We start from the raw sequence: 22,226 nt of genomic DNA, 5'->3' as shown, positions 1-22,226 counted from the left end.
AATACAGATAAAGCGGTAAAAAAGCAGGCTGAGACCCATTACACAGTCTTATTTTTCAACATATAACCTAGTTCCTCGGCCAGCCGATGCGCAATATGGTGTCTATCGTAGCGTCCGGTTGCCAGCTCCTGCCCGTTCATGGCTATTTGCCTTGCCATTGCAGGATCGGCTACTATTCTGCTTAAAGCCTTGGTGAATTCGCCTGGATTATTGGCCTGGAAGTAGTGTTTGCCAGCAACAGCCTCAATACCCTGCATGCCCACCGTTGTGCTCACTACCAGCTTTCCTGCGGCCATTGCTTCCAGTATTTTAACCCTGATGCCACCACCCGACCGCAACGGCACTACCAGTATATTTTTATCGGCAATAAATTCATCGGCATTCGGCACCTCGCCGGCACATATCGCCCCCGGAATATTCATAGTTCTGAAACTATCAGGCATATTCCTTCCGGCATAGTAAAAGGTAAGCGACGGATTTTTTTGACGAATGGCAGGCCATATTTCTTTAAGAAACCAACTAATCGCTTCTGCATTGGGCAACCAGTCCATGGCACCGAGATGATACGCCTTCCAGTCGCGGGCGAGTTGAACTTCGCGCACATTTGTTGTATCAACCCCAAATGGCACGGTCAATACCTTGTCATTATATGTTTTTGCGATGGCTGCGTCTACTTCAGTTATAGCCAGCAAAAGATCGAACTGTGCCCAAACCCTTTGTTCGTATTTGCGAATACGCTTTGCCAGATCCTGCAGGTAGATTTTTTTTACTAACGATTTTGTTTCTCTCGCTACCCGCGCCCATACTTGCCATTCTACATTGTGCATGCGCAACACGGCAAGCCCGGTTGTCTTCCGTATCTCGGGCAAGTATTCAGAAAGAAATACACTCTCCAGCTGTACAACGTCTGGCTTAAGCTCGTTCAAAAGTTCCACTAGTCTTTGCCTGAACTCGGGCTTATTGAACCGCGCAGCATGATTGGGCAGAGAGTCGAGCAGGTAGTTCATTAGTGCCGGAATGGGCTTCACATCATTATTGACGTCTACTATCTCTACCCTGACGCCGGGATAAGCCGAATGAATTATACGCGGCTCTACGTAATGACGCGAGGTATTCATCGTGAGTAGACACACATCCCAGCCCTCGTCACGATAACCGTCTATCATTGCCTTCATGGCAAGGTTGCCTCCGTCGCTGAGCGGGTACGGCACACGGTTGGTCAATATCAATATGCGTCGCGATGACATGGAATGCGAGTTACAAAAATAAAATCCAAGTTGAAAACGTTTATTTTTACCCGATGGTACGGAAGAAAATAGTTTTCCTTGGTTCGAAGCCGATCGGCTACCGGTGCTTGCAATACCTGTTAGGGGTGCAAGAGCAGCTGAATGTGGAAGTATCCGGCATACTGACGCAGCAGAGAAAGGAATTTAGTGGCGATAACGACCTGGTAAGCCTGGCAAAAGAATATAGCGTGCCGGTGCTTGAGAGCCTCGATGCATTGCCCGAATGCGACATTATCTATTCCGTCCAATACCACCAGATCTTAAAAGGAGAGCACATCAGGAAAGCCAGCCAAATTGCGGTGAACCTGCATATGGCGCCATTGCCCGAGTACAGAGGTAGCAACCAGTTCTCATACGCCATACTGGAAGAAAAATCAGAATTCGGCACCACTATACACCAGATAGACGAACGCATCGACCATGGTGCGATACTGTTTCAGAAAAGATTTCCCATACCGGACAATCTCTGGGTAAACGATCTATATAAACTTACGTTCAACGCTTCTGTATTGTTATTCCAGCAAACGCTGAAGCATATCGTCAATGGCAACTATACTCCTGTATCGCAACAATCGCTGGTACATAAATACGGCACTTCGCTGCATTTCAGGCAAGAGGTTGGAGACTTGAAAAGGATCGACCTTAGCTGGGATAGGGAAAAGATAGAGCGCCACATTCGCGCAACTGCAATGCCCGGCTTTGAGCCTCCCTATGCAGAGATCAATGGTGAAAAAATTTACTTCTCTACCACGGCCTCATGAGTGCGAAGAAACACATTGTACTGACCATAACTTCTGATCCCAATTACGACCAGAGGATGATACGCATTTGTACCTCGTTGCATAATGCGGGTTATGAGGTAACACTTGTCGGCAGGAAACGTCCCAGCAGCAAGCCATTAATACCACGGCCATTCAAACAAGTTCGACTTAAACAACGAGTAGACCAGGGGAAATTATTTTATGCGTTGTACAACCTGAAGTTGTTCTTTTACCTGCTTACCAAAAAGATGGACGCCGTATGCGCCATCGATCTCGATACGATCTTGCCCGTGTACCAGGTATCGAAGCTTAGAGGAATACCCAGAGTGTATGATGCGCACGAGTTGTTTTGCGAGATAGAAGAAGTCGTATCGCGGCCTGCCATCCAGAAAATGTGGTATGCAATAGAACGATATACCGTGCCCAATTTCAAGCACGGATACACCGTCAACCAAAGCTATGTGGACGAGTATCGGCGCATGTATGGTGTTGAATATGCGATAGTCCGCAATGCTACTGTGCTGCGTCCCATCACTATACCACAAAAAATCAACAAATACATACTGTATCAGGGCGCCGTGAATCACGGCCGCTGCTTTCCGGAGCTGATAGCAGCGATGAAACACGTAGAAGCAAAACTCATCATCTGCGGTGAAGGAAATTTTTACGCGCAAGCCAAACAGCTAACACAAGAAATGGGCCTTGAGGACAAGATCATCTTCAAAGGATACATACCTCCAGCAGAACTACCAGAATACACCATCAACGCCTATGTCGGCATTACGCTGTTTGTTGCTACCAGCAAGAGCAATGAGCTTTCGCTGGCCAACAGGTTCTTTGATTATATGCACAGTGGCGTGCCACAACTCTGTGTTCGTTACCCAGAGTATGAAAAGATCAACAACCAATTTAAAGTAGCAGAATTATTAGATACTGTCAACCCCGAGTCGATAGCTGCAGCTTTGAATAAAATGCTTACCGACAATACCTATTACACTTCACTCCAGCAAAACTGCTTAAAGGCGCGTGAGGTATATTGCTGGCAGGAGGAAGAAAAACGTTTATTAGGCGTATATAAAAGACTATTTGATGAACAGTGAGGATATTAGGTTTAGCGTAATTATACCTGCCTATAATGCGGGCAAAACGATTGTAAGAGCAATTGAATCAGCGTTAGAACAAACACATGCCCCTTACGAGATCATTGTAATAAATGATACAAGCAGTGATAACACCGGAGAACTGATCGAGTCGTTTGGAGAACGAGTAAAGCACATACAACTCCTTCAAAACTGCGGCAGCGCCGTAGCGCGGAACAAAGGACTAGATGCCGCCTCGGGCGATTACATCGCCTTCCTTGATGCAGATGACCTATGGCATGAACAAAAGCTGGAGCTTGTCGCCTCAATACTAAGTGCTAAACCGGATATCAGCTTTTTATACCACAGCTATACGCTTCAGGATATACGCACAATTACCAGTCCCCAAGGAGCTGTGCTTTATCAAACTCCATTCGTGAAGTTTCTTACCCGCAATCCGGTAGCTACGCCATGCGCGGTCATTACGAATAGCAAAGAGTTTCGCTTTGAACCATCGATGCGGTATATGGAAGATTATGATCTCTGGCTTCGCATAGCGTATAAGCACAAAGCATATTTCATAGACATACCACTTACACAAATAGGCCGACCAGTATTATCAGAAGGGGGTATCAGCGAGAACAAGTGGGAAATGCGCAAAGGTGAATTACGTGCATTCAGACGCCTTGTGCGACTTAACCCACTATTTTTACCAATGCTGCCATTCCTTTACACTTACAGTCTTGGCAAACACTTGTACAAAACCGTAAGTGGTAATTAATCAATACCTGCTGCAGATATTTCCTTAACTGCTCCCTGTTCTATACGAACTACCCTTGCAGGAAACTTCTGGATGATAGAATAATCGTGGGTAGCCATTATGAATGCAGTATGGTAATCACGGCAGATGTTGAAAAGCAGCTGCATTATCTCTTCTGTTGTATCTGGGTCGAGGTTACCGGTAGGCTCATCTGCAAGTATCAACTTGGGATTGTTGAGCAGAGCACGTGCAATATCCACACGCTGCTGCTCCCCGCCAGACATTTCGTAAGGCATCTTATCTCCCTTATTTTTCAAGCCTACTTTAGCCAATACATTTTCGATCTTTTCCTTCATCAGCGCTTTGTCCTTCCAGCCAGTAGCCTTTAGCACAAACTCCAGGTTGTCGTAAACATTCCTGTCTGTAAGCAGGCGGAAGTCCTGGAAAACGATACCCAGGTTGCGACGCAGCAATGGTACAGTCTGCCATTTCAATTGCTTCAAATCAAAGCCCGCTACCTGCCCCTCGCCATCGGTCAAATACAGATCACCATATAACGTCTTCAACAGACTGGATTTACCGCTACCAGTTTTACCGATTAGATAAACAAACTCCGAACTGTTCACTTCGAAATTTACGTCACCCAGTATCAGTGCCTTACCTTGATAAATGTTAGCGTTTCTCAACGATACAATCTTTGAATCGGTCATTGCTGGAATTTGTAACAAAAATAAAAGCTAAATCGGACTAAAGAACACAAAAAAAAGATAATTACCAAAGCGATTAAAACAACAATGCCTCCGTTTTGCGGAGGCATTGTGTATCGAGCAAAAAAGCTATTAGTAAGAAACCAGTTTTTCAGTGTGTGTTTGGCCACCAGTTACAACCTGTACCATGTAAACACCTTTCACAGCGATAGCTGTTGCAGGGATCTCGATACGGTTAGCACCGGCTGACATTTGCTGCTGTACACGGTAAACAACACGACCTGTAAGATCTGTAACCTGAACTGTAGCATTATCGCTACCGTTAGCTTGTACAACAACGAATGAGTTACCATTGGTTGGGTTCGGAGCCACTGCAACGTTCTTATTGTCGCTCATCACTGTGTTCAGACCCAGCGGGAAGTTGCTCACGTTGATACGATCAAGGTAGAAGTTGTTGCTGGTACCGATGAACACGTTTGTATTTGCAGTTTCATCAACGCTTGGAATGTAACGGAAGCGGAAGAATGTTTTAGAAGTCCTTGCAGCTGCCGGGATATTCCTGCTTTGCAGTGCCCAGTCACCTTGCCAAAGTGGTGCATATTTACCGCTATAAGTACCTTTATTAGCCAAGTCAGCTTTCGTCAACCTGTCGAATTTACGCCATGTTGCGCCACAGTCAGTTGAATAAGCCAGCTCCAGCGTATCTTTCATGAAATCTGAGAAGCTGGTACGGAACGCACCTGAAGTCATGAAGTTGATGTTGCAATCGCCGCTAGTCATACCCGACAGATCGTATGCAGGAGTAAAGAAATCATCATAGTCGCCCTTGTGCATACCTACATACCATTGAGGGCTTGTACGTGGGTCGTAACCGCGGTAAACCATACAAGTCTTATCATGAAAACCTGCATTGTTATCAACTTCCCATTTTGTAGCATTGTTATAGTAGTTGAATGAAGGCCATTGATCGTATTCGTTCTGGTTGAACTCCTGGTAATAGCCGGCAGGAACAGTGTAGTCGCGGTTAGCAACATATACAGACTTAGTTTCTACAGTAGTCGCACCTGCATTACTTGTAGCAGTCAGCTTTACTGTCGCCCATCCTGGCTCAGTAAACACAACGCTTACATTATTGCTAAGCTGGTTGGCATTCTGGCTAACAGAACCACCGCCATTTGAAAATTCCCAGTTAACACTTGTTACCGTATCTCTCCAGCTCCTGTTCTTGAATACAAAAGTTGAAGTTGCAGGCTGATCTTCACACATATAATATGTCCTTTCAGCAGCAAATGGAACTGTCAGTTTTTCAACAGAAAATTCTGCAACTGGCGGAATATCCTGAGGATCGAAAATACCAGTTGCGCTGTGTGTCAAAGGAGTTACAAGCTGATCCCTCTTTGCCACCGGGCTTTTGAGGGTTGTACGCATGCGCATCACCTGGAGCTTACTGAACATGTTAGTACAGTTACTGTAGTCCATTATATTTTGAACGTTGGCAGTATCTGGGTAGTCGATTGTATCATTAACCACCGGACCACCGTTAGCAGCATAAGGATATACTTTGTAGTAATTGCTTGCACATTCTGTATCGTTCAGAGGACAAGTACTGAAGTGGCCTTTTGTAGGCGGCGTATCATCTACCTCGTCATCGCCGCAAGCCTGACCAACATCGACCTGGCTGCTGTTCCATACGTGCAACAGGTTGAGATAGTGACCTACTTCGTGTGGAATTGTCATATCGTTTGTGATCCTGTCAGCGCGAGAAATAACACCATCGTTATAAGGGAAGCTCGCAGCACCTGAAGGTAATGTAGCGTACGCCAGTACCGTACCTCCGGCTACACCTCTGCCGATAACATTGATCAGCCAAATATTCAGGTACCTTTCTGGTGACCATTGGTCAAATTTCGCCTGATCGTCACCACCAAGTCTCAGGTAAGACTGACGGCGAGTGATCCCGTTTGTACGATTACCCAGGGGATCTTTCTGTGCAAGACGGAATTCGATATTTGCTTTACCAATGTATTGTTTAAAAGGAGCTATTACAGCAGAAAGGTCATTTTGAGCATTGTAAACCTGATTCAGTTCTTTGATCATGGTAAAGATCTCGTTGTCTGATACGTACTCTGTACCGTAGTCGTGTATCACGTGTACAACAACAGGGACATAAAGCCTTGTAGCAGTTTCAGCGGCGTAGATCGAATCCTGGAACGCTTTGTAAGAAGATGCCGTTGTTTTGAGATTCGCACCTTTCAGGTACATCTCCAGAGCTTGCTGAACCTCGGCTACTTTGGGATTGAGTTTAATGAGATCCCGCTGATACTCATCAGTGGCACACTTTTGCGCATTAGCCGCGCCGTTTAGACCGGCTAGTGCAGATAATAATAAAATAGCTTTTTTTACCATTTTTTAATTATTGAAAAATCAATTGAAAAACTGTGGTTTCAAAGATAGAGATTCCTGTTAAGAAATTGCAAAGAATTTTGTCACAGAAGTTTTATTTTTTATATTACCTTTTTCATGACAAATATTCTGAAAATAAGACGTGGCAATGTTTTCAGCGGTTTGGGTGATTTGTATAAATGACAAACCTCTTACAATTCGTAAGAGGTTGTGAGGTGTGCCCCAGACGGGAATCGAACCCGTACTCGCCTTGCGGCAAACAGGATTTTAAGTCCTGCGCGTCTACCAGTTCCGCCACCAGGGCGCCTTAGGCAAGTTAGCCTAAACAAGCTTAAACAAAAAATTCCAAACCGAAATGGTTTGGAATTTTCAAAGAGCGGAAGACGAGACTCGAACCCGCGACCCTCACCTTGGCAAGGTGATGCTCTACCAACTGAGCTACTTCCGCTTGTGTGTTAAGAACTTTGTGACCGCAAAGATAGAGCGGGAAACATTATTTCCAAGCACTGTTTTAAAAAAAAATTTCTGTTATTTGTCTTAAGCATTTGTGTATACCTTTGCTGTCGCATGTTTCAGGGCAATTTACTTTCTCTAATTCGCAAGGATATTCTTATTGAGTGGCGTCAAAAACATACACTATTTGGTGTGTTGCTATACGTTGGTTGCACTGTTTTCGTCGTGTACACCATGAGCGGCCAACCAGAAACACGTGTTTGGAATGCGTTGTTCTGGATCACACAACTCTTCGTAGCAACCAACGCTGTCGCCAAAAGTTTTCTACAAGAACCACAAGCGCGCTTCCGCTACTACTTCACCATAGTTAAGCCGTCAACATTCATGATGGCAAAGATGATATATAGTACAATACTGCTATTAGCAATGAGCCTTGTGAGCCTTCTGTTGTTTAATACCCTATTGGGGAATCCTATTATACAAACAGGACTGTTTGTGCTCATCACAGCCATCGGAAGCATCAGTCTTTCAGTTGTATTTACTTTTTTATCTGCTATCGCAGCACGCGCTAATCAGAATGCCGCACTTATGGCCATACTAGGTTTTCCGTTAGTGACGCCGATGCTGATGATGCTGAGCCAGCTGGCAATAAAAGCCATTGCTCCCGTGTACCAGACCGGCTGGGGAAATCTTGCTATGGTATTATTACTACTCGACCTCCTGGTGGTTGCTTTAGGAATAATACTATTCCCGTTCCTGTGGCAGGAATGATGCATGTCATCGTCATATAATCCGCATTCAGTTTTGTTTGGTTGAGATATTGACCCATTCCACCTACCTTTGCCAAAATTTTTTAAGACCTCATGCGCCGTTCCTGGTGGAAAGTTCTTAGCGTTATATTGGTTGCCTACGCAGTGATAGGCGGCCTTCTCATGCCCGTACCGAGGCAGCATATTATCAACGAGACCATCCGCAACTTATACTTCCACGTACCTATGTGGTTTGGTATGATACTGCTCTTTACCTGCGCGGTAGTATATGCAGTGAAATACCTGCGTAGCGGCAACCTCGAACACGACATCTACTCTGCAGAGTTTACCAAGGTCGGAATCCTGTTTAGCATACTCGGTATGCTTACTGGTATGGAATGGGCCAACTACAGCTGGGGGGAACCCTGGAGCAACGATCCCAAACAACTTGGCACCGCCATCTGCATGCTCATCTACTTCGCCTACCTGATACTGCGCGGCGGTATGAAGGACGAAGAGAAACGTGCAAGACTCAGCTCCGTATACAATGTCTTTGCCTATGCCCTGATGATACCGCTGCTGTGGATACTGCCACGCATGGTTGACTCGCTGCACCCCGGCAATGGTGGCAACCCCGGCTTCAACAGCTACGACCTGGACAGTAAGATGCGTATGGTGTTCTACCCTGCCGTTATCGGCTGGTTCCTGGTGGGACTGTGGATGACTACCCTTTCTATTCGTCTGCACCTGATAACACATAAGCGCGACAACGACTTTCACACAACAAACAAATAGTAATGCGTAAAGCAGCTTTATCGTTCATATTACTCTTTATTGCAGCGTTTGCACAAGCTCAAGAAACTCAACCGGAAATGGCTGATGCAATGCGCTCGAACGGCAAAATATACGTTGTGGTTTTAGTATTAGCCACTATCTTTGCCGGGATCGTTGCGTACCTTGTGCGCCTCGACCGAAAGATCACGAAGATTGAGAAAAACAGTTAATCAAATTCCTATTCTTTAATTTAAACTCATTATGGTAGAAACAGCAACTGCCAAGGCTGCTAAAGCACAACACTACAGCTTCTTCCAGGGCGTTGAACGTAACTTCGACAAGGCCTCTACTTACACTCGTTTCGAAAAAGGTATACTGGAGCAGATCAAAGCCTGCAACTCTATATACCAAATGAAATTCCCTGTGCGCATTGGCGACAAGGTAGAAGTAATTGAAGCATTCCGCGTACAGCACTCGCACCACAAACTGCCTTGTAAAGGTGGTATCCGTTATAGCATGGATGTTAACCAGGACGAAGTGATGGCGCTTGCTGCCCTGATGACCTACAAATGCGCTATCGTAAACGTACCATTTGGTGGTGCTAAAGGCGGTATCAAGATCAACCCTAAGAACTACACTCCGTTCGAACTGGAAAAGATCACCCGCCGTTATGCTTCAGAACTCGTTAAGAAGAACTTCATAGGCGCCGGCATCGACGTACCTGCACCAGACTATGGTACAGGCGCTCGCGAAATGAGCTGGATCGCTGATACATACGCTTCGCTGAAACCAGGCGATGTGAACGCACTTGGTTGCGTAACTGGTAAACCAGTTAGCCAGGGCGGTGTTCGTGGCCGTACTGAAGCTACAGGTCTTGGCGTATTCTACGGTGTTCGCGAGCAATGTAACGTTGCCGACGACATGAAGCGCGTGGGTCTGACTCCTGGTATTGCCGGCAAACGCGTTATCGTACAGGGCCTGGGTAACGTAGGTTACCACGCTGCTAAATTCTTCTACGAAGGTGGTGCTATCATCGTAGGCCTGGCAGAATACGAAGGCGGTATCTACGATCCTAAAGGTCTTGACCTGGAGAAAGTAGTTGCTCACCGTAAGGCTACAGGTTCTATCCTTGGCTTCCCTGGTGCTACCGATATCAAGAACAGCCTCGAAACGCTGGAACAAGATTGCGATATCCTGATCCCTGCTGCGCTTGAGAACGTTATCAACTCTTCTAACGCTGATCGTATCAAAGCTAAGATCATCGGTGAAGGTGCTAACGGACCACTGACTCCTGAAGCTGACGAAGTACTGCTGGCTAAAGGCGCTATCATCATTCCGGACATGTACCTGAACGCAGGTGGTGTTACCGTATCATACTTCGAGTGGCTGAAAAACCTGAGCCACGTACGTTTCGGCCGTATGGACAAACGCTTCAGCGAAAACCAGAACAATTCTATCCTGGCTACAGTTGAAAGCCTGACCGGCAAATCGGTAACCGACATCGAACGTCGCCAGCTGCTGCACGGACCGGACGAGGTTGACCTGGTTTACTCTGGCCTTGAAGATACCATGATCGGTTCTTTCCACGAGATCCGCGAAGCAATGATGCAACACAACTTAACGGATATGCGTACTGCTGCCTTCATCGTTGCCATCAACAAAGTGGGCGTTGCTTACGAAGAACTGGGTATCTTCCCATAGTAGTTACATTAAGAACTATATATATAAAGGCTGCCAATTGGCAGCCTTTAGTTTTTTTTATTAGTTCGCTTTTATGAAGCGCTTGGTGACCATTCCGTCTTTGGTATTGGCAGAGAGCAGGTACACCCCTTCGTGCCACTGGGAGATGTTTAGCTTTGTCTCCTGGCTGGTGGTGTGGTACACGCCCAAACGACGACCCAGCATGTCCTGGACAACGATGTCGCTGGCGCCACTGGCCGGCAGGGGCAGCGATACCATTATATGATCCTTTGCGGGGTTGGGGGCGATGGCTACTTCCGTAATAGCAGAATAAGGAATATCTGAGGCCTGCGGCTTGCTGTCCGATTGGGCCATGGCAAATAAGCCGCCCGACATTAACAATATAGATAAGTATAATTTCTTCATGGTCGTACCGGTGTTTACTTAAAGTTACGAAGAGAAACCTTAAAGAAACCCTATTGTTCCTCCTTCTTTTTACGCCCGCCACGCCTGGGCTTAGGCTTTGCTGGCGCGGGTTTCAGCCGGATGTATACATGCCTGAGGTTGCGGCTGCCTTTGTCTGAAGCACGCTCGTCTATCTCAAACGCATCTATACTTTTAATAAGTAATACCAGCTTTTTAAAGCCATAGTTACGGGCATCGAAATCGGGCTGTTTTTTGGCCAGCAGGTTGCCCACATCGCCGAGGTAGGCCCAGCCGTCCTCGCCGGCTACGTCTACTATGGTTGAGGATATAAGGTCTATTACCACCTGGTCTACCTTGCGGATGATGTCTGCCTCCTCAGCTTCTTCGCGATGTGGCTGCTCCGTTTTTCGCTTTGGCTGGGCAGTGCCTACAACCACCAGGTCTTGCTGGGGTTTCTCGCTGCGGCGTTTCAGTATCTCTATGTACACAAACTTGTCGCAGGCGGCTATAAAGGGTGCCGGGGTCTTCTTCTGCCCCATGCCTATCACTTTCATACCTGCTTCGCGCAGGCGCAGTGCAAGGCGGGTAAAGTCGCTGTCGCTGCTGATGATGCAGAAGCCGTCTACACGGCCGCTGTAGAGTATATCCATAGCGTCAATGATCATGGCGCTGTCGGTGGCGTTCTTGCCGGTGGTATAGCTGTATTGTTGTATGGGGGTGATGCCGTGCTCCAGCAGCAGGTCCTTCCAGCGGGCCACGTGGGGTTTGGTCCAGTCGGCGTATATGCGCTTGAAGGTGGGGATACCGTATTTCGCTATCTCCTCCATCATCTCCTTCAGGTTGCCCGAGGGCACGTTGTCGGCGTCGATGAGGACTGCAAAGCGGAGTTCGTTGGTATTGGTCATTGTATAAAGTTAGTGTGTTTTGTTTTTGTCATGGTTAAAGAACTGTGCCGTGTGCGTTATTGCTGTCATTCTGAGCATCGCGAAGAATCTCCCGAAGTGCTGCGGTGTTGCTTGTTGTTGCGTTGCCGCTTCATTCATCCCTTCTTTCTTTGTCTTGATACAAAGAAAGAAGCAAAGAAAGATCAAGGCTTACGCAGTATTGGCTAAAAATCTCTTTCACTCCATTGCAGTTAAAAAAGCTTACTGTCGCTTTATGAATTGCTTTCATCATTTCTATACCCCGGCTTTACTTCTCTACTGAAAATTTTAACTGCGGCCACTGCGTTCAAGTGATTTTCTTCACGCCATACTGCTAATGCCGTTTTCTGAACGCCCACCAAAGCTGTCATTCTGAGCACAGCGAAGAACTCTCTCACCGAAGGTAATCTGCCTGGATTCAGCGGTGTCGCTAGTTGTCCCATCAAGACCTTCATTCCCATCAAGGCTGTCATTCTGAGCACAGCGAAGAATCTGTTCGGATGCGGTGGTGTCGCTGGTTGCACAATCAAGGCTGTCATTCTGAGCACAGCGAAGAATCTGCCGGGATGTAGCGGTGTCTCCGATTAGGCAGATTCTTCGCTGCGTTTCGCTACTCTCCACTTCGCTCAGAATGACAGCGGAGGGTGAGCTACACTCCACTTCGCTCAAAATGACAACATGGGTTTCAGCCCGATGCATGACCGCAGCTGAGGTACAAACCGGGCGTCCTTTTATGTTGTTACAAACCACCGGAATGTTACTGGCCACATGCATTGCCGGGCGCATGATTCGCTTCGAATTTGTTCGCTTTTTTATATCTTTTTTAGCGGTTCTCACGAGCTCGCTACGCTCGGTTGTTAGTTTTTTCGAGGCGTTTTGGGTGTTTTTTCCGGTTATTCCCATGCCCCCTTGGAAGGGGGCCGTTACAGCTCTGCTGCAACGGGGGGATGTCCGGTTAATGAGTGCAAGCCCCACAGGCCGCATAGCGCGCTCATACAGCCGGGCGAACTGACGGTCGAGAATGGACTTAGGATTGGTGCCGTATTCGTACCTGGTGTCGAGCTCTATGGCGCGGAGGATGATGAACGGGTTGAGGGTTTCGTGGACGAGGATGGTGCGGCCGCGGAACTGCATGTACCGCTGCTTCATTACTTGTCCCCTCACTACCCTGGCTAGCCAGATACGTTTCTGCAGGGTGTCTTCTTCCGCCATCCTGCGCTTGTGCTCTTCGCGCTCCTGCGCTCTTTGGTGTTCTTGCTGTGCGTGCTGCACCATGGCGGCGGCTATGCGCTCTTTAATATGTAGTTGTCTCGCCAGCCGGATGGCTGCGGTATAAGCGCATTCTTTCTTTGCTTTGGGATATGCCTGGATATAGGCCGTGCTGGTCTCCATGGCGGATGACGGCACGGATAAATACCTCGTGCTGGGCTTTGTAATAGGGCATGGTGGTTGCTTCGTTCCTCGCAATGACGAGGTTTTATTATTACAAATTTACGCAAAATATACCAATAAATAAAATTAAATTATAGAATAGATTATATAAAAAGCCGCTCCAGGAGCGGCTTTTTATATAATCAAGTTGTTACTTGCTTAACTGTATCTTATCCTTATATTGCTTTCCATCGGAGCCTGTAACGGTGACCAGGTATAAACCATCAGGGAAAGTCGACATATCAACGGTCCTCGAGTTAGCTTCTTTGTAGGTTTCGCCAAATACAGTTCGCCCCGTCACATCGGCAATTACAATTGCGCGGGATGGTTGCCGTGTTTCTATTTTCAGTTTCCCATTTGTAGGGTTCGGATACAACAGTATCTCGTTTTTCAAATCAACCATATCCGAAAATTGATTTTCTTCATTGTATATCTCATTACCGTCGGTCATCTTCTGCTGCGCATCAGACCAGCCAGAATGCCATTCGTCATTGGCAACCATAAATGCACAATCAGGTCGGTAAAAAGTGACTGTAATAATTTCATCACATTCGGGGTCTGTTCCTTCTATGGGATATGCAGCGTTAGCGCGCATAGTTATGGTATAAGTCCCGGGATTGACATAGGTGTGTGAAAATGTCGTCGGAGATGCTATATTTAGTGGCGTTAGTAAAAACCACGGTGTACCATCGCCTAGGTCAATGCGGGTGTTTTGCCAGATATAGCCTGGCGCTAACTGCCACGATGGTGTTATCTTCACGATACATTTGTTAGTAGGGTTATCGCAATCTACAGTAGCAGAAAAATCCAAATCAGCCGACTGCGTGATACAAGATAAGCACTGGTTACTTTGCTGCACCACCCAATTCCAGATAGTGATTTGGGTACCAGCACCTAAGATTGGATCTCCGGGGGCATTGGTAATATTATCCCTTGCAGCTGTAAAACCCCATTTCACCGCCGCCGGGTTTGTAAATTCGAGAGTAGGATTAAAGGTAGCGTTTACCACGTACTGACCATCCTGGTAAATGGTTAAATGCTGAATATCACAGCTCCATTCAATTCGGTAGTCATGCTTTTTAGCGTCATACAATGCTGACCCATTAGGCAAAATGGCTCTTGCTGGGGGAAAAACGCCAAATATAGGCTGCTGCAATACGTTATTGAAATCAGCGTTCCGCGCGATCATTACGTGGGCCTGATTGATATCGTTCATCACCAGTTGCGGTGGCGTACTATTATCATAATCAGCATCAAAGTCAAACTCGACACCGATCGAATTGCTTTCCAGATCTGGCGACGTACCCGGCACAGGGGAATAATATCCCATGTCGTTGCCAGTAACACCACCTGTAGTGCCCCCCATAGTATTATTGATATTGCTGCCAAATACCACCACAAAACCGTCGTTAACATCTTCTCCAAGATTTAGTCCTCTCGGTTGAATCATAGCTTTAAAATCGATCTTAAAACTTTTCGTAAAATCGACGGTGATCTGGCTCCACGCTGCACCCACCACGTAATTGTTGTTGTAAGGGCCTGGCACCATATTAATGTGTCCATTGATCCAGCCAGTAGCACTTCCCGAGGTAAGGAGGGCGTTGTTAAGTGGTTGAGCCTGCATTGTTGCCGCTAACATGGTACATGCAGCAGCCGCAAAAAATTTTCTTTTCATAGAGTGTTTAAAGCGTTAGCACGCAATTTATTACATGCTGGCTCGGCCTACGCACAAACTTCATGAATTAGCGTTCTGATCCTGCGAAATGCAGTTATGATTTAACAAAGCGCATTTTTCAACTCAGATAAAAAAAAAACCGCCCTCTTGAGGGCGGTTGTAAAACTGCAATTCTATTTGTTTAATTGTATCTTTTCTTTGTATTCTTTACCATCAGAAGCTGTAACACTTATTAAATATATGCCGTTTGGCAACCTGTTGAGATCAATCGTCTTCGAGGTAATACTACTGTAGGATTCGTCAAATACTGTTCTACCCATCATATCGGTAACGTTAATTTCGATGAACGAGTTAGACAGTTCTATCTTCATATCGCCAGTTGACGGATTGGGATATAACTTAATATTATCATTGTATAGAGTGGTCATACTTGCACTCGAGGCAGCGGTATTGGTGGTGCCGTCTTGGGTGTTTGAGAATTTTGGTGCAATATCCAACCATCCCACTTCTTCATCAGGAAATTGGTGCAGCGCCGTACAATCGGGGCGCCAAAAATAAACATCAATTGGTTCATTACATTGTTCACCTGTGGTCTGATTTAGGCTATTAGCGTTCAACTTCAAATTATACCATCCATGAGTGGCATAAGTGTGGGTTATTGGCGAAAAGCCAGTTTGAGTGTTAGTTGAATACTTGCTACCATCACCAAACTCAATACCCACAGAATTCATTATGTAACCTGGAAGCGGGATCCAATTGTAGTTTATTCCAACCTGGTAAGTGTTATTTGTATAGTCACAATAGTAGCTTGCGAAATCCAAGCTGAGAGATGCATTGCAGCCATTACATACCTGACTTTGTTGAATTACTGGATTCCAAATAGTGATCTGGGCGCCCCCCGGAGTTGCTGTTGGGTTTAAATCACCCCTCGCCGCAGTAAACCCCCACTTTACCGCCGCAGGATTCGTAAATTCAACACTGGGATCGAACGTCGTAAATACTACTTGTATACCATCTTGGTAGACACTTAACAGCTGGTCCGCACAATCCCATTCCACACGGTATTTATGTTTAGTCGCATCATAGAATGCGCCACCATTCGGAAAGTCAGCTTTAGCTTTAACAAAACCAGGAAATACCGGCTGCATCAATACGTTATGCACGTCTGCATTTCTTGTGATCATCACATGAGGATTGGACAAATTCGGATCGGCATCCTCCATCGCGGGACCATCATTGTCAAAATCAAATTCGACACCTATTGAATTACTCTCAAGATCCAGCGAAGTTCCAGGTACAGGAGAATAATATCCCATATCATTACCAGTGACGCCTCCAAGGGTGCCACCAGTAGTAGTATTGATGTGACTACCAAAAACCATCACAAAGCCATCCGCAACGTCTTCCGGAAGGTTTAGTCCTCTGGGTTGTATCATCGCTTTAAAATCGACTACAAACCTGTGCGTAAAATCAAGGGTGACATGGCTCCATGCAGCTCCGGCTGTATAACCGCTAGTGTAAGGACCGGGCACCATATTGTAAACGCCGATGCCATGTTGGTAAGCATTCCCAGACACGCCAAAAGTAAGTTGCTGTGCTTGCATTTTCGTAGCAACCAATGCAGATACTGCAAATAAAATAATCTTTTGTTTCATAATGTGTTGATAAGGCCGGCAAGATAGCATTGGTGCAACAGTGACAGGTCTGCATTTTGCGAAATGCGACTTTCATCTAGTGAATGTGAGGTTTGATTCAGGGAACTGATAACCTCGCTATCCTGAGTTTGCAACTCAGGACAGTTTTTTTCCTTGATGTAGTTGAAGCTAGCCCACGGCCTTTATTTCAAACCTCTTGCCGTTCATATCGAACGAATATCCGGCCTGTTGACCTAGCATCTTTGACGCTATAGGTGAAGAAGAAGATACGGCATAAAAGCTCGTCCCACCGGCTTCGATCTTTCCGGCACTTATGGATATATAAAAGTTCCCGTTACTGGTGTACACCACCGAGCCAGGCGAAATGGCAAGGCTGGTTTGTGTGGGCGAAATATGGCCCAGTACTGTTTTTAGCTTATTCAATTCATTGAGCCTTGACAGGTTCAGGTTTATTTCCTGTTGCAACACCTCTCGCGTGGTCTCGTATTTATCGCCTGCGCTGCTTTTTGTCTCGTTGGCGGAGGATTCCTGGGCATCGGCTATCAACTTTTTTATGTCTGCCTCCTTTTTGCTTACATAGTCGCAGCACTGCTGGTATAATTGTTCCTTTAAAGCTGACATGTGCTAACGCAGTTTTTGGGATCGCATCAGCCAGCGGTCGGCAATGAGCACCAGCAGCGATATGATACACGCAAAGCAGGCCCAGTATATGTAACGGAAATCGCGCACGGTATTGGCCAGCATAAACTGGGGTGCTGTGTATAAGAATCCGCAGGCTGCAAAGCAGAGGAACACCAGCCGCATGAGCCGGTTCCGTATCAGTAACACCAGCGGAAACAGCAGCGCATTCAGCAGTATCCAGAACCAGACCTGGAAGTAGATAGCGTTCTCTTTGTTCCAGAGCCTGTCAACATATTTGTTCAACAAGAAGGATTCTTTGAGCGCGAAGCCATAGTCATTGTTGACGATCCACACAAAGAAATACTGGCTGGGTTCACCTTTTCTCAGGCCCAGAAAATGCAGATAAATATCCCAACGCAGCGCCAGGTAGTCAACCGGGTCTTTGACCACCATCCTGAGCCAGGATTTGCGCAATGCATCGCGTACTTCAGCATTTGGGTCCACTACCACTTTGCCTTCGTCGTTCCACAACACCTTGGTAACGTTGATAGCGCTGTAGTGTGATTTAATAAAGGCCGTATCGAACTTGGGATTTTTTGAGACCAATGGCGGGAAAAAATCTTTACCGGTACGCACGTAGACGCCAGCCAGGTCGTGAAAATATATCTGGAAGTCGGTATTGTCTTTGCGGGCGTGCAACAACACATTGTTAAAGAACCCCTGCCCGAAAACGGTGACCAGGAGCAACCCAACAGCTGCAGCGATCTTCACTCCCCGTGTGCGACCACGGAATGCCAGCAATGCCCACAAAATGCATAGCGGCGGCAAAGCGACGACAGCATTGTACCGCAGCCATGTTCCGTAAACAATAAGCAGCGCCGCGATAGTCGCCGCAACCCACCCTATCTTTCTATCGCTGCTTGTTGCCCCTTTGAACATGATGGCACAAGCCAGCAACCACGCAAGCGCCATCTGGCTATCTTTGACCAGCCAGCCCGCAAAATTGTGGATAAACGGAGCCCATGCAAAAAAGGCCACAAGCAGAATGCCCCACAGGAAATTTCGAAACGAGATAGCGAATAAGTAGCAGCTGCCCCACAAGAACGATAGCTGCAGCGCCAACATGGCCTGCGGCCCGGGCCAGAAACGATAAAGCTGGTGCCATACCCAGGCCATGACCGGTGGATGCCAGGTAGTGTATTCATTACTTACAACTTCGCCATACTGGATAAGTGAATCATACGACATAAAGCCCGGATAACAGGCTTTATAATTGACATAAAAACTGGCTGCACACAAAACAAACAGCACGACATTATATATTACGGACCTGGGTTGTGTCATAGAGAACGAGTTTGCGGAATGCGGCCACAGGCCACATGGTTCCGGGATTTTAGCTATCTTCGCACCGCAAAAATAAAGCAGGGATCCTATCCCCACAACATCGCTCATACCGGCAATTATTCCAATATGTTGAATCAAAAAAAAATAGTTGTAGTACTGCCAGCTTACAAAGCAGCGCTTACCCTGGAACGTACATATAATGAAATACCATTTGACATAGTGGATGACGTGGTACTGGTAGATGACAATAGCCCAGACGACACCGTGGCAGAAGCTGCGCGCCTGGGTATCAAACATATTGTGAAGCATGAGGTAAATAAGGGTTATGGTGGTAACCAGAAAAGCTGCTATAAAAAGGCGCTGGAACTTGGCGCCGACATCGTGGTGATGCTGCACCCCGACTACCAATACACGCCAAAGCTCATTCACGCCATGTCTGCCGTCATTGCTTATGATGTTTACCCGGTGTCACTTGGTTCCAGGATATTGGGCAATGGTGCGCTGAAAGGAGGCATGCCGCTTTATAAATACATATGCAACCGCTTTCTTACCCTGTTCGAAAATATTATGATCGGACAGAAACTGAGCGAGTACCATACAGGATACCGGGCTTTTTCGGCCGAGGTCATCAAGGCTATCGACTTCACCTATAATAGCGACGATTTCGTTTTTGACAACGAGATGCTTTCCCAGATATTTATGCGTGGCTTTGAAATAGGCGAAGTGACCTGTCCAACTAAGTATTTTGAAGAAGCTTCCAGCATCAACTTTAGCCGCAGCATGAAATATGGCATGGGAGTATTGCGTGTTTCGGTTATACACCGCCTGCATAAATGGGGCATTAAGCACAAACTGTACAACAGCCCGGCGGCTTCATAATAGCAGTCTCCTACTACGTTGGCCCAACCGCGGTATCACTACCAGCGGGTAGCATTACTTTACATTGATATCAACCTCTGTTCCATCAGGCAGATCTTGTATTTGCTCGCATATTTGCCCCGTTGTGTCAAAATGAACGCGAATATCGACAGGTTCAATATTGTCAACAGTATAATCGCCGCCTAAAACAGGAAGAACCTTATAACTGTACACCTCATTTTCCTTTAGTGTTTTGCCTGCGTCCAGGAGCACTTCCAGCACCGGTGTCAGGAACCACTCCTCAAACGTCTCTTCATCATCCAGCATTTCATTGAACTCTTTCATGCTGTCGGCAACCGCGGTCAGGTCGCCGCTGTCGGTTTGCAGCCAGTAAATCGCTCCATCGTCGCCCAGTAGAAATACATCACCCAAAAGCGTCACCAGCACGATGGAATCGAGCTCATCGATGCGCCATCCCCAGGCGGAAAGGAGGTCGGTAGTATCTATATTGTCCAGGTTCTTAGCGCAGTCGATCTGTTTCATTGCCATAACGGGGCAAAATTACGCAGTGCAGCGCATTTTTCCCCGCCCGGACACAGTAAGACCGACCAAAAATAACAGCGCCGGGAGTCTCCTCCCGGCACTATGGCATAACCATCTGTCGTGGTCCCTTATATTAGTTCCTGATGATGTTCGTAGGACGCTCGATGATAAAGCTGCCAGCCTCGTGGCTGAGCAGCGTGGCATCGTGCGCCTGGGACCGGGTGTCGTACACACCCAGCAACGCTTCGCCTTTTATTACCAGGAACTTGTTCTCGTATTGTTTTACAAACTCTTTTCGGTTGGCTTTGTAAAATGCTATTTCCGTATCGAATGTCATTGTTCGCTGTTAATGATTAATTGTTTGCTTCTACCGTGTTGGGCCAAACGCTGTAAAAATGCGTGCTGATCTCGTCGCGTATCTTGTCTGGCAGTCCGCTGTTTGGGCGAAACTCCAGCACGGTTTGCCCCATGGCCACACGCACCTCGAAATAGGAGTTAATATCCTTCAGATCGTAAATGCTGCGGCCGTTTATCATGTTGTCGAAAAAGTTGCCATGCCGTTTTCTTACCAGCTTAATGCCTTCGCGAAACTTATTGATCTGTTTATTGTATTCTGAAGTGTATGTATGCATTATTGCACTGTATTTTGTTTTTGAAAAAATCTGCAGGTTTTATAACGACATTCATCGCCCTGCGTTTGCAAGCTTTGTGCCTTTGCGTTTTTCTACTTCCAGTATCTTTTCCTGTGCCAGGTCCATAAACAAAGCTGCGTCTACCGTGTGCACATTGCGTGTTTCGTTCAACAGCAACTGATAAATGCTGCCTTCGAAAGCGGCGCGCAACTCGAACTTGTGCGGCTTTAGCCACCAGGGCACCTGCACAACCGGCAGGTCTACCCTGCAGCGAACTGTCAGTATATTATCGTCATTTTCTGTTTCGTAAGAAACTGGTATTAGTAATTCCTGCACGTCGCCAAACGGCTTGTACTTCACTACGATCGTTTTCTCCATAAGTATGATTTACACTGTGCAGGTAAATGCGTGCAGGAGGCAACATCCAGATATCTAATACAGCAGAATTTAAAAAATGCGATTGGCGGTTGGTCTAGACTGACTGGAGGACAAAAAAGAGGCTCAGAGAAGGCAAAAGGCCAATGAAAGTAAGTGAAGGTAAGCTTTTAAAGCCGGACTGCCTAATATAATCGGCCTGCGCAGCATTTGCATTCACCTGCCGGCTGTATTATCTTGACGACAAACCAAAAACTAACTATGAAGAAGAACGCACTCTTCCTTGCACTCGCCTCAGTTGTATTGTTTACAGCTTGTAAAAAAGAAGACCCCACACCTGCTACGCCAGCCTATTACTTCAAGGCCAAGATAGATGGAACGTTGTATGAGGGCAGCTCGATCAGTTGCAATACACTCAACAACGGTGCTTCGTTTAGCGGTATGATCAATTACAAAGGTCAGCAGATGGCGCTGGTAGTAAGCCAGATGGCATACTCCGGTCCTAAAACGTACAGAGACAGCCTGATGACCACGATGGCGCTGGGTAGCGGCACTCAAGGCACTTACACTAACTGGCAAGGCCTGGAACCCGTTACGGTCAACATCACATCGGATAACGGTACGGAAGTAAAAGCAGACTTCAGCGGCAAAATGCGCAAATACGAAGATTCGACTGTAGTACTGAATGTAACAGAAGGATCGCTGCACATGAAGTGGATGGGGAAATAATATCCTTCCGGAACTTTTCTAAATATAAACGAGGCCCTTTACGGGGCCTCGTTTGTTATGCCATGTTAGCGTTTCATAAAAATGTACGTGGGTTCTACATACCTTGGATCATGCCCTGAAGCGACTTATTAAATTCATCCAATTTTCGCCGCTCCAGTTCTAATTGCAGGGTGTATTGTTGCATCAGCCCCTGGGCGCGGATCAGCAATAGATTCCGCTCTGATTCCGGCAGATCGGGCGACTGAAGTTTTTCCATTATCTCATTCATCTGCGTTCTGATGGGCGTAGCTTCTGTTTCGTGTGACATGGTAGTTTTGTTTTTGTATACCGAATGTACGAAGGGGGATGATAAAATATCCGCC

General features: G+C 46.6%; 24 protein-coding genes and 2 tRNA genes. 9 read left to right on the top strand and 17 right to left on the bottom strand.

Annotation, left to right across the window (positions count from 1 at the left end; genetic code table 11):
- Positions 1-38: 38 nt before the first annotated feature.
- Positions 39-1,247, bottom strand: a complete 1,209-nt coding sequence (locus tag P2W83_RS10850; protein WP_276133757.1) for a glycosyltransferase — start codon at positions 1,245-1,247, stop codon at positions 39-41.
- A 53-nt stretch (positions 1,248-1,300) separates the two neighbouring features.
- On the opposite strand from P2W83_RS10850, the gene P2W83_RS10845 reads away from it, so the two are divergent.
- From P2W83_RS10845 to P2W83_RS10835, 3 genes are read left to right on the top strand one after another with little or no spacing between them, the layout of a single operon-like run.
- Entirely contained in the window at positions 1,301-2,047 is a 747-nt protein-coding gene (locus P2W83_RS10845) for a formyltransferase family protein (RefSeq protein ID WP_276133756.1), read from the top strand.
- Positions 2,044-3,147, top strand: a complete 1,104-nt coding sequence (locus tag P2W83_RS10840) for a glycosyltransferase (protein WP_276133755.1) — start codon at positions 2,044-2,046, stop codon at positions 3,145-3,147. Before P2W83_RS10845 ends, P2W83_RS10840 begins: the two co-directional genes overlap by 4 nt.
- The gene (locus P2W83_RS10835) at positions 3,137-3,907 is read left to right on the top strand and encodes a glycosyltransferase family 2 protein (RefSeq protein WP_276133754.1); all 771 of its coding nucleotides are present in this window, start codon (positions 3,137-3,139) and stop codon (positions 3,905-3,907) included. The genes P2W83_RS10840 and P2W83_RS10835 overlap by 11 nt, the downstream gene beginning before the upstream one ends.
- On the opposite strand, the gene P2W83_RS10830 is transcribed toward P2W83_RS10835, so the two are convergent.
- The 4 genes from P2W83_RS10830 to P2W83_RS10815 all read right to left on the bottom strand — a co-directional run bounded on the left by P2W83_RS10830 (position 3,904) and on the right by P2W83_RS10815 (position 7,444).
- Positions 3,904-4,596: a cell division ATP-binding protein FtsE gene (locus tag P2W83_RS10830; protein ID WP_276133753.1), complete on the bottom strand. Its 693-nt coding sequence runs from the start codon at positions 4,594-4,596 to the stop codon at positions 3,904-3,906. The two genes, P2W83_RS10835 and P2W83_RS10830, sit on opposite strands and share 4 nt — an antisense overlap.
- Positions 4,597-4,725: 129 nt before the next feature.
- The gene (locus P2W83_RS10825) at positions 4,726-6,999 is read right to left on the bottom strand and encodes a M43 family zinc metalloprotease (protein ID WP_276133752.1); all 2,274 of its coding nucleotides are present in this window, start codon (positions 6,997-6,999) and stop codon (positions 4,726-4,728) included.
- Between the two features lie 215 nt (positions 7,000-7,214).
- Positions 7,215-7,300, bottom strand: a tRNA-Leu gene (locus tag P2W83_RS10820).
- Between the two features lie 71 nt (positions 7,301-7,371).
- Positions 7,372-7,444, bottom strand: a tRNA-Gly gene (locus P2W83_RS10815).
- Positions 7,445-7,563: 119 nt separating this feature from the next.
- Between P2W83_RS10815 and P2W83_RS10810 the strand changes: the two genes are divergently transcribed.
- The 4 genes from P2W83_RS10810 to P2W83_RS10795 all read left to right on the top strand — a co-directional run bounded on the left by P2W83_RS10810 (position 7,564) and on the right by P2W83_RS10795 (position 10,673).
- A complete protein-coding gene (locus tag P2W83_RS10810; RefSeq protein WP_276133751.1) occupies positions 7,564-8,220 on the top strand; it encodes a heme exporter protein CcmB in 657 nt (218 codons plus the stop codon).
- Between the two features lie 92 nt (positions 8,221-8,312).
- On the top strand, positions 8,313-8,993 hold the full coding sequence (gene ccsA, locus P2W83_RS10805) for a cytochrome c biogenesis protein CcsA (protein ID WP_276133750.1): 681 nt from the start codon (positions 8,313-8,315) through the stop codon (positions 8,991-8,993).
- Positions 8,994-8,995: 2 nt separating this feature from the next.
- On the top strand, positions 8,996-9,202 hold the full coding sequence (locus tag P2W83_RS10800) for a CcmD family protein (RefSeq protein WP_276133749.1): 207 nt from the start codon (positions 8,996-8,998) through the stop codon (positions 9,200-9,202).
- A 31-nt stretch (positions 9,203-9,233) separates the two neighbouring features.
- Complete coding sequence (locus P2W83_RS10795; RefSeq protein WP_276133748.1) at positions 9,234-10,673, top strand: Glu/Leu/Phe/Val family dehydrogenase; 1,440 nt, start codon at positions 9,234-9,236, stop codon at positions 10,671-10,673.
- A gap of 60 nt (positions 10,674-10,733) precedes the next feature.
- Here the strand turns inward: P2W83_RS10795 and P2W83_RS10790 are convergent, their stop codons facing one another.
- From P2W83_RS10790 to P2W83_RS10760, 7 genes are all read right to left on the bottom strand, one after another.
- The gene (locus P2W83_RS10790) at positions 10,734-11,078 is read right to left on the bottom strand and encodes a T9SS type A sorting domain-containing protein (RefSeq protein ID WP_276133747.1); all 345 of its coding nucleotides are present in this window, start codon (positions 11,076-11,078) and stop codon (positions 10,734-10,736) included.
- 50 nt (positions 11,079-11,128) lie between these two features.
- Entirely contained in the window at positions 11,129-11,983 is an 855-nt protein-coding gene (locus P2W83_RS10785) for an NYN domain-containing protein (protein ID WP_276133746.1), read from the bottom strand.
- A 339-nt stretch (positions 11,984-12,322) separates the two neighbouring features.
- Positions 12,323-13,393: a hypothetical protein gene (locus P2W83_RS10780; protein WP_276133745.1), complete on the bottom strand. Its 1,071-nt coding sequence runs from the start codon at positions 13,391-13,393 to the stop codon at positions 12,323-12,325.
- A 190-nt stretch (positions 13,394-13,583) separates the two neighbouring features.
- Complete coding sequence (locus P2W83_RS10775; protein ID WP_276133744.1) at positions 13,584-15,107, bottom strand: T9SS type A sorting domain-containing protein; 1,524 nt, start codon at positions 15,105-15,107, stop codon at positions 13,584-13,586.
- A gap of 173 nt (positions 15,108-15,280) precedes the next feature.
- Positions 15,281-16,762, bottom strand: a complete 1,482-nt coding sequence (locus P2W83_RS10770; RefSeq protein ID WP_276133743.1) for a T9SS type A sorting domain-containing protein — start codon at positions 16,760-16,762, stop codon at positions 15,281-15,283.
- Between the two features lie 168 nt (positions 16,763-16,930).
- Positions 16,931-17,383 (bottom strand): hypothetical protein, encoded by a 453-nt coding sequence (locus P2W83_RS10765; RefSeq protein WP_276133742.1) that lies wholly within the window; start codon positions 17,381-17,383, stop codon positions 16,931-16,933.
- 3 nt (positions 17,384-17,386) lie between these two features.
- Positions 17,387-18,727, bottom strand: coding sequence for a hypothetical protein (locus P2W83_RS10760; RefSeq protein ID WP_276133741.1), 1,341 nt, complete (start codon positions 18,725-18,727; stop codon positions 17,387-17,389).
- 126 nt (positions 18,728-18,853) lie between these two features.
- On the opposite strand from P2W83_RS10760, the gene P2W83_RS10755 reads away from it, so the two are divergent.
- Complete coding sequence (locus P2W83_RS10755) at positions 18,854-19,606, top strand: glycosyltransferase family 2 protein (protein ID WP_276133740.1); 753 nt, start codon at positions 18,854-18,856, stop codon at positions 19,604-19,606.
- A gap of 54 nt (positions 19,607-19,660) precedes the next feature.
- On the opposite strand, the gene P2W83_RS10750 is transcribed toward P2W83_RS10755, so the two are convergent.
- The 4 genes from P2W83_RS10750 to P2W83_RS10735 all read right to left on the bottom strand — a co-directional run bounded on the left by P2W83_RS10750 (position 19,661) and on the right by P2W83_RS10735 (position 21,138).
- On the bottom strand, positions 19,661-20,134 hold the full coding sequence (locus P2W83_RS10750; protein WP_276133739.1) for a T6SS immunity protein Tdi1 domain-containing protein: 474 nt from the start codon (positions 20,132-20,134) through the stop codon (positions 19,661-19,663).
- 127 nt (positions 20,135-20,261) lie between these two features.
- Positions 20,262-20,465: a hypothetical protein gene (locus P2W83_RS10745; protein WP_276133738.1), complete on the bottom strand. Its 204-nt coding sequence runs from the start codon at positions 20,463-20,465 to the stop codon at positions 20,262-20,264.
- Between the two features lie 16 nt (positions 20,466-20,481).
- Complete coding sequence (locus P2W83_RS10740; RefSeq protein ID WP_276133737.1) at positions 20,482-20,760, bottom strand: hypothetical protein; 279 nt, start codon at positions 20,758-20,760, stop codon at positions 20,482-20,484.
- A gap of 51 nt (positions 20,761-20,811) precedes the next feature.
- Positions 20,812-21,138 carry a hypothetical protein gene (locus P2W83_RS10735; protein ID WP_276133736.1) on the bottom strand — a complete coding sequence of 109 codons (327 nt, stop codon included), beginning with the start codon at positions 21,136-21,138 and terminating at the stop codon, positions 20,812-20,814.
- 258 nt (positions 21,139-21,396) lie between these two features.
- On the opposite strand from P2W83_RS10735, the gene P2W83_RS10730 reads away from it, so the two are divergent.
- A complete protein-coding gene (locus P2W83_RS10730) occupies positions 21,397-21,864 on the top strand; it encodes a hypothetical protein (RefSeq protein WP_276133735.1) in 468 nt (155 codons plus the stop codon).
- Positions 21,865-21,958: 94 nt separating this feature from the next.
- On the opposite strand, the gene P2W83_RS10725 is transcribed toward P2W83_RS10730, so the two are convergent.
- On the bottom strand, positions 21,959-22,171 hold the full coding sequence (locus P2W83_RS10725; RefSeq protein WP_276133734.1) for a hypothetical protein: 213 nt from the start codon (positions 22,169-22,171) through the stop codon (positions 21,959-21,961).
- Positions 22,172-22,226 lie beyond the last annotated feature (55 nt).

The sequence above is a fragment of the Polluticoccus soli genome, from assembly GCF_029269745.1.
In the GTDB taxonomy this organism is placed as follows: Bacteria; Bacteroidota; Bacteroidia; order Chitinophagales; family Chitinophagaceae; genus Polluticoccus; species Polluticoccus soli.
This window is presented reverse-complemented; position numbering and strand designations above follow the sequence as displayed.

What these genes read in the sequence shown, in the direction of transcription:
- P2W83_RS10850 (WP_276133757.1), bottom strand. Translation starts at nt 1,247, where the DNA reads ATGTCATCGCGACGCATATTGATATTGACCAACCGTGTGCCGTACCCG.
- P2W83_RS10845 (WP_276133756.1), top strand. Translation starts at nt 1,301, where the DNA reads ATGGTACGGAAGAAAATAGTTTTCCTTGGTTCGAAGCCGATCGGCTAC.
- P2W83_RS10840 (WP_276133755.1), top strand. Translation starts at nt 2,044, where the DNA reads ATGAGTGCGAAGAAACACATTGTACTGACCATAACTTCTGATCCCAAT.
- P2W83_RS10835 (WP_276133754.1), top strand. Translation starts at nt 3,137, where the DNA reads ATGAACAGTGAGGATATTAGGTTTAGCGTAATTATACCTGCCTATAAT.
- P2W83_RS10830 (WP_276133753.1), bottom strand. Translation starts at nt 4,596, where the DNA reads ATGACCGATTCAAAGATTGTATCGTTGAGAAACGCTAACATTTATCAA.
- P2W83_RS10825 (WP_276133752.1), bottom strand. Translation starts at nt 6,999, where the DNA reads ATGGTAAAAAAAGCTATTTTATTATTATCTGCACTAGCCGGTCTAAAC.
- P2W83_RS10810 (WP_276133751.1), top strand. Translation starts at nt 7,564, where the DNA reads ATGTTTCAGGGCAATTTACTTTCTCTAATTCGCAAGGATATTCTTATT.
- ccsA (WP_276133750.1), top strand. Translation starts at nt 8,313, where the DNA reads ATGCGCCGTTCCTGGTGGAAAGTTCTTAGCGTTATATTGGTTGCCTAC.
- P2W83_RS10800 (WP_276133749.1), top strand. Translation starts at nt 8,996, where the DNA reads ATGCGTAAAGCAGCTTTATCGTTCATATTACTCTTTATTGCAGCGTTT.
- P2W83_RS10795 (WP_276133748.1), top strand. Translation starts at nt 9,234, where the DNA reads ATGGTAGAAACAGCAACTGCCAAGGCTGCTAAAGCACAACACTACAGC.
- P2W83_RS10790 (WP_276133747.1), bottom strand. Translation starts at nt 11,078, where the DNA reads ATGAAGAAATTATACTTATCTATATTGTTAATGTCGGGCGGCTTATTT.
- P2W83_RS10785 (WP_276133746.1), bottom strand. Translation starts at nt 11,983, where the DNA reads ATGACCAATACCAACGAACTCCGCTTTGCAGTCCTCATCGACGCCGAC.
- P2W83_RS10780 (WP_276133745.1), bottom strand. Translation starts at nt 13,393, where the DNA reads ATGGAGACCAGCACGGCCTATATCCAGGCATATCCCAAAGCAAAGAAA.
- P2W83_RS10775 (WP_276133744.1), bottom strand. Translation starts at nt 15,107, where the DNA reads ATGAAAAGAAAATTTTTTGCGGCTGCTGCATGTACCATGTTAGCGGCA.
- P2W83_RS10770 (WP_276133743.1), bottom strand. Translation starts at nt 16,762, where the DNA reads ATGAAACAAAAGATTATTTTATTTGCAGTATCTGCATTGGTTGCTACG.
- P2W83_RS10765 (WP_276133742.1), bottom strand. Translation starts at nt 17,383, where the DNA reads ATGTCAGCTTTAAAGGAACAATTATACCAGCAGTGCTGCGACTATGTA.
- P2W83_RS10760 (WP_276133741.1), bottom strand. Translation starts at nt 18,727, where the DNA reads ATGACACAACCCAGGTCCGTAATATATAATGTCGTGCTGTTTGTTTTG.
- P2W83_RS10755 (WP_276133740.1), top strand. Translation starts at nt 18,854, where the DNA reads ATGTTGAATCAAAAAAAAATAGTTGTAGTACTGCCAGCTTACAAAGCA.
- P2W83_RS10750 (WP_276133739.1), bottom strand. Translation starts at nt 20,134, where the DNA reads ATGGCAATGAAACAGATCGACTGCGCTAAGAACCTGGACAATATAGAT.
- P2W83_RS10745 (WP_276133738.1), bottom strand. Translation starts at nt 20,465, where the DNA reads ATGACATTCGATACGGAAATAGCATTTTACAAAGCCAACCGAAAAGAG.
- P2W83_RS10740 (WP_276133737.1), bottom strand. Translation starts at nt 20,760, where the DNA reads ATGCATACATACACTTCAGAATACAATAAACAGATCAATAAGTTTCGC.
- P2W83_RS10735 (WP_276133736.1), bottom strand. Translation starts at nt 21,138, where the DNA reads ATGGAGAAAACGATCGTAGTGAAGTACAAGCCGTTTGGCGACGTGCAG.
- P2W83_RS10730 (WP_276133735.1), top strand. Translation starts at nt 21,397, where the DNA reads ATGAAGAAGAACGCACTCTTCCTTGCACTCGCCTCAGTTGTATTGTTT.
- P2W83_RS10725 (WP_276133734.1), bottom strand. Translation starts at nt 22,171, where the DNA reads ATGTCACACGAAACAGAAGCTACGCCCATCAGAACGCAGATGAATGAG.